At 67.4% G+C, this 3,782-nt stretch carries 2 protein-coding genes and 1 pseudogene; 2 read left to right on the top strand and 1 reads right to left on the bottom strand.

The window, feature by feature from the left end; genetic code table 11:
* The coding region (locus B1A87_RS22315; protein WP_144275948.1) for an MFS transporter at positions 1–1,319 on the bottom strand (1,319 nt) is incomplete at its 3' end.
* A 425-nt stretch (positions 1,320–1,744) separates the two neighbouring features.
* Here B1A87_RS22315 and B1A87_RS22310 point away from each other — a divergent pair.
* Together B1A87_RS22310 and B1A87_RS22305 are read left to right on the top strand one after the other, a co-directional pair.
* Positions 1,745–2,766 (top strand): annotated as a pseudogene (locus tag B1A87_RS22310) (3-oxoacyl-ACP synthase III).
* Positions 2,760–3,782 (top strand): alpha/beta fold hydrolase (locus tag B1A87_RS22305; RefSeq protein ID WP_144275947.1); only part of this gene is annotated, 1,023 nt, incomplete at its 3' end. The pseudogene B1A87_RS22310 and the gene B1A87_RS22305, both read left to right, overlap by 7 nt.

Here is a 3,782-nt window from a genome sequence, read left to right as displayed (position 1 = left end):
CAGACCGAATTCCGGCCCCTGTGGGACCTGCTCGGCAAGCAGGCGGCAGGGCCCGGGCTGTCTCTTATACACATCTCGCCTGAGTGCTGCTGAAGCGCCGATTCCCTGACTTCCGGCTCTGACGAGCCGCCCTCTTTCCGGCCCGGCGGGTAGGCGTGCTTCCGGCCGGCCCGCGTGACCACGAGGGCGACAACGACCGGCACGGCCGCGGCGACAGGCACCATGAGCGGGCCGGCCACCACCAGGGCGGCGGAACCATAGAGCGCGCCGATGGTGATGCCGAGCTGGATGGTTAGGACGGTGAGGCCGTTGGCGGCTTCCTTGTACTCGCCCCCGGCCCGGAGGATAGCGGTCTGGTTGTAGACGCCGACGGCGCCGAGCCCGGCACCCCACACGGCCATGAGGACCATGGCGACGGGTATGTTGCCTCCGCCGAGCGGGAGGAGGAGCATCGCGACGGCGATGGCCGCCGTCGTGATGAGCAGCGAACGGCGAGGCCGAGAGTCCACGGTGAGGCCCGCCATCCAGATTCCGACCAGTCCGGCAACGCCGAGGACGGTGAGGGAGAGGCCGACGGCGTAGTCGGGCAGGCCGGCTTCCCGGATGAACGGCGCGATGTAGGTGAAGAGTGCGAAGTGTGCCAGGACCAGCAGCGGCCAGGCGATGGCCACGGATTTCACGCCGGGCTGCGCGATCGCTTTGCGCAGCGAGGGGCGGACGGCGTCGGGGATGCGACAGACCTGCGGCAGCAGCCAGACGGCCAGGCCGGTCAGGAGCAGGCCGAAGCCGGCGAGGAAGAGGAAAGCCGCGCGCCAGCCGAAGAGCGTGCCCAGTGCCGTGCCGACGGGAGCGCCGATGGCCAGGCTCAGGCTGTTGCCGCTGAAGACGATGGCCAAGGCCTTGCCCACCTTATCGGCAGGGACCACCCGCGAGACGAACGGGGCCGTGGTGGTCCAGAGCAGGCCGTGTGCCAGGCCACCGACCAAGCGCGCGGCCATGGCGGCGGTGAAGTTGGGCGCGAGACCGACCAGGACGTTGCTGAGCGCGAACGTCAGGACGAGTGACACGAGCAGGGTCTTCCGCGGCACCCTGGCCAGCAGCCGCGCGGCGGGGATCACGGTGACCACGATGACGGCGGCGTAGGCGGCGGCGAGGAAGCCGGCGACGGGCTCGGAGACGTTCAGACCCCCGCTGATCTGCGGCAGCAGGCCGGACGGCAGCAACTCCGTGGTGATCGCGGTGAAGGCAATGGTGGCCAGAACCAGCATCGCGGCGAGCGGGAAGCGTCTGGGCGCAGGTAAAGGCAGGGCGGAAGACATGGGGAGCGGATCCATTCAAAAGGGAGGAGCGGAGAGGGACGTCGCTGGCCCAGAAGTTCCAACCACAAAGCTAGCCGTTTTATTCGCGGCGAGGCAGGGCCTGCTAGTGCCTGTCTCAGGTCGACTAAGGGCGAAGACGAATTCGGCACCATCTGTCCGAGTAACAGAAGTGGCCTGGTCAAACAGCGGAAAACGGAAACCCCGGCATGATGATCAGGCCGGGGCGCGTCACATATGGGCTCGCGTGTCGATGCCACTATATTCTAAGCATGCTTACGAATGGCGTTTCGGGTCGGTCGGCTAACGGCGGGGTCAGGTGTGACTCCGGTGTACGACCTGGTTGCTGCGGTACCTCCCAATAGGAACGCGCGCTTATGGGTAAAGTCACCGCAACGATGTAGCACGGAAACGAACAGGGGCTTTCATTGGCAGGGAATGCAACTTTCCGGCATAGCAACACCGCGCTGCTCTCTGTTAGCAGTGTGGAGGCTCCCAGGATCGTGAGTTCTAAGGATTTCGACCGCAGGCTGGCTTCGACCCTGCAGCGGCTGAACTTTCCGCCCCGGTTGCTTGAGCGTGTTGCCGGCGTAACGCACCGCCGCTGGTGGGCGGCCGGGACCTCGTTTGATGATGCTGCCACCGAACGGGCGCCAAAGCCCTGGCCGAGGCTGGCGTCGAAGCGTCCGACGTCGGCCTGTTGATCAACACCTCGGTGACGCGGCGGAACCTTGAACCGTCCGTCGCGGTGAAGATCCATCACGAACTCGGCCTGCCGTCGTCGGCCATGAACTTCGACCTGGCCAACGCCTGCCTGGGGTTCGTGAACGGCCTGACCCTGGCGGCCAGCATGATCGACTCGGGGCAGATCACACACGCGGTGATCGTTAACGCCGAGGATGCCGAGGCCACCCAGGAGGCCACGCTGGCCCGCCTCCAGCGGACCGAGACCACGCGGGAGGACTTCAACCGCGAGTTCGCCACACTCACCCTGGGCTCTGGAGCTGCTGCCGCCGTCCTGGGTCCCGCGGACAAGCATCACGGTGCTCACCGGATCGTCGGCGGGGTGATGCGCGCCGGCACCGAACATCACGAGTTGTGCGTGGGCGGTCTTGACGGCATGACCACCGACACGAAAGGACTGCTCGACGGCGGCCTCCAGCTCGTCGTCGACGCCTGGCATGAAGCCCAGCCGGAGTGGGACTGGACCGCCATTGACCGCTACGTAACGCACCAGGTGAGCAATGCCTACACGCAGGCGATTATCGACGCCATCGACCTGGACCCCGCGAAGGTGCCCATCACGTTCCCGCACTGGGGCAACGTGGGCCCGGCCTCCCTTCCCATGACTCTCGCCGCCGAGGCCCAATCCCTTGAAGCGGGGGACCGGGTCCTGTGCATGGGCGTTGGATCCGGGCTGAACACCGCCATGCTGGAGATTCTTTGGTAACCGCCAACTGGCCTGGCGTCGATCCGGAATGGTCGCGGGAGATTGACGTCAAGTCCACCTCCGGCGCCGATACCCCGGGCACGGTGCGCCGCTGGCACCTGCTGGACAACGGAGCCCAGCTCAACAGTCTCGGACTGGTCCCCGCCGGTACCCTGCTCTGTGTGCACGGCAACCCCACCTGGTCGTATCTGTGGCGGACGTTGCTGGCAGCCGGATCGGATCCCGCCCACCCGTGGCGCGTTGTGGCGGTGGACCAACTGGACATGGGCTACTCGGAGCGCACCGGCACCTTCCGGCGCCTGGCCGACCGCATCAACGACCTAAGTGACCTGACCGGCGCTCTCGGCCTGGATGGGCCGGTGGTGACAGCGGGCCACGACTGGGGCGGCGTGATCAGCCTGGGCTGGGCCCTGGCGCACCCGCAGCACCTCGCCGGGGTGGTGCTGACCAACACGGCCGTCCACCAACCCTCCGGTTCAGCGATCCCGCCGGCGCTGCGCCTTGCCCTGCACCCCGCCGTCCACGGTTGGGGAACGACGACGACGGACGCGTTTCTTCGGGTGACGCACTCGCTGGCCCACCCGCCGCTGCCCGCCGACGTCCGAGCGGCCTACATGGCTCCCTACCGCGAAGCCCACCGCCGCACCGGAGTAGGGAACTTCGTGGCGGACATCTCCGTGGACGCCTCCCACCCCAGTTTTTCCGCGCTCACCGGCGCCGCGGAAAGGCTGCGCGGGTTGAAGGTCCCGGCGCTGATGCTCTGGGGCCCCCGTGATCCCATCTTTTCCGACCGGTACCTCAAGGACCTCATTACCCGGCTTCCGCATGCGGATGTGCACCGCTTCGAAGGCGCCGGCCATCTCGTGGCGGAGGACCGGAACATTGCCGCGCCGGTCTTCCAATGGCTCGCCAGAAACTTTGGCGCCGGAAATGCTGTCGCCCCCGACAGCCCATCCGCGGTAGCGGACGCCATGACGCCCGGCGGCCGGCGGCCGGACCACGCAGCTGAGCCGGAG

It is taken from the genome of Arthrobacter sp. KBS0703 (genome assembly GCF_002008315.2).
In the GTDB taxonomy this organism is placed as follows: Bacteria; Actinomycetota; Actinomycetes; order Actinomycetales; family Micrococcaceae; genus Arthrobacter.
This window is presented reverse-complemented; position numbering and strand designations above follow the sequence as displayed.